Below are 1,759 nucleotides of genomic sequence, written 5' to 3' on the forward strand. Positions count from 1 at the left end.
TCAAAGCCGCGTCAAAAAAATCACATACCCGCACAAAACCGTTACTAGTCCACTAGCGATTGCAGTTCGGGGAAGAGATGAAAAGAAGAGAAATCCGTCACGTCATCCAGGCCCATTGCACGGAGAGCGGAACAGATAGTCCGTATACAGCCAGAATGAGAACCCGGCGCCATGTCGGTGCTGTGAAAGCCGCCCGGAACGGCGCCCGTCACGCGGCTATCCTGTTAAATCCGACATCTTTCTCCACGGGTCATCCTTCAGATTCCTTCGCAGGGAAGCTTCGCCTCACCACAGGCGCACAGCAATCCGACGTTTATTCACATTCGATTCAACACTTAAAACCATCAAAGCCCAGCTTATAACTCTCCAAGTTATTGCTATTAATCTTATAAAATACTATTATAGTGTAATGTAAGAATAGCAAGGAGAGTATGGGATGGATCAAAATATAAAAATTATTGAGGATATAATAAATAATTGGGAAGTATCAAAATCGAAGTATTATCCGAAAACAGAATGCGGCAGGGAAGAGGCGGCTATTATATATAATATTATATTAAAATATGTTGATAAAATATTCTCAGGTGATAATCAGTTTTTAGAGGAAACGTGTATATCGGGATGGTTATTTAAGGCAAGTGAACTATCTTCTGTTCGCCCCTTAAGCGTTTATGATTTTCTCTATTTTTGCAAAAAAATTTTTAAACAGCAGAATTGTTGTAATTCAAGTAATTATTTGAAAAACAATATGTTGAAATTTGGATACAACCCAAATTATCCAACATAACATAGTTTAAAGGATCAAAAAATTTTGTTGCCATTGAATAGAGTAATGGGGCGGCTAGAGGGTATTATGTACTTTCGTGTCTGAGTGATGCAGTGAAGATGGATGATTACTGCGCGTAGGCCGTATCCATCTGATGTCAGTTACGAAGAATGGTTTCTGATTATTCTATACCTTCTTCTGATGAAAGAGGATGCAGAAGAATGGCACCATGATCATCGAGAGCCGGACACTTCTCTCGACACGGAAGAGTGATTCCCGCTCAGGGGATGTATGGCGCGAAAAGAAAGAAGGGATCGAAGAACCGTCGACTGAAGCGATGATGTCCTGACTTGGCTCTCAACGGATGGATGTTGATGGTTCTTTGCGACGATACTCGCTCTGCCTAGGGAGTAAAGCGGATAATATGGTGTTCTAGATTGCTACCTTGCGGCGCTAATCCGCTTCCAAAGTAGAAAGCAGTGCATATTGGTAGGTTAGATTAACTTGCTCAATCATCATGGTGGCACGGGTGGAGGGTTCTAAAAAACTCTTGGTTTTTGAGACTCTCTCTGTGATTTCATTTCTTCGATTTTTATTGGAGGAATGGCGATATGAAGCGGCCCTGTTCTTTGATTTTGAAGAGCGGGTTGCTCGATTGAGTGGGCTTGGTGACCAGCTTGAAGCGTTTTCCCAGACTGTGAATTTTGAAGTCTTCCGCCCTGATCTGGACAAAGGCTCTAACTGTTGATTTTCATCGAGATTTGACCCATGCCTCCACACTCCCTAGCATCATCTGCAAGGGGGTTGAAGAGTGATTGACATTGAGCCTCTTAATGTGATCCCGTGCCGTAGCACTGCCAAGACGATCTTCCGATCCGCAAGATTGAGCACCGGACGGGACTGTCACGCAATACACTCCAGGCGTATCTCCGGGGGGGGGGATGGCTAGTAACGGTTTTGTGCGGGTATGTGATTTTTTTGACGCGGCTTTGA

Annotated in this window: 2 protein-coding genes; both read left to right on the forward strand. The window is 43.7% G+C overall.

All coding sequences use genetic code 11. The features are described from left to right. Positions 1 to 436: 436 nt before the first annotated feature. Complete coding sequence (locus Abin_RS11690; RefSeq protein ID WP_048847141.1) at positions 437 to 787, forward strand: hypothetical protein; 351 nt, start codon at positions 437 to 439, stop codon at positions 785 to 787. A 496-nt stretch (positions 788 to 1,283) separates the two neighbouring features. Beyond that, a complete protein-coding gene (locus tag Abin_RS16185) occupies positions 1,284 to 1,514 on the forward strand; it encodes a hypothetical protein (RefSeq protein WP_371862254.1) in 231 nt (76 codons plus the stop codon). The last annotated feature ends 245 nt before the right edge of the window (positions 1,515 to 1,759 follow it).

This window comes from Acetobacter indonesiensis, from assembly GCF_000963945.1.
GTDB classification, from domain to species: Bacteria; Pseudomonadota; Alphaproteobacteria; order Acetobacterales; family Acetobacteraceae; genus Acetobacter; species Acetobacter indonesiensis.

Coding starts and splice junctions, on each gene's coding strand:
- Abin_RS11690 (WP_048847141.1), top strand. CDS start 437: ATGGATCAAAATATAAAAATTATTGAGGATATAATAAATAATTGGGAA.
- Abin_RS16185 (WP_371862254.1), top strand. CDS start 1,284: ATGGTGGCACGGGTGGAGGGTTCTAAAAAACTCTTGGTTTTTGAGACT.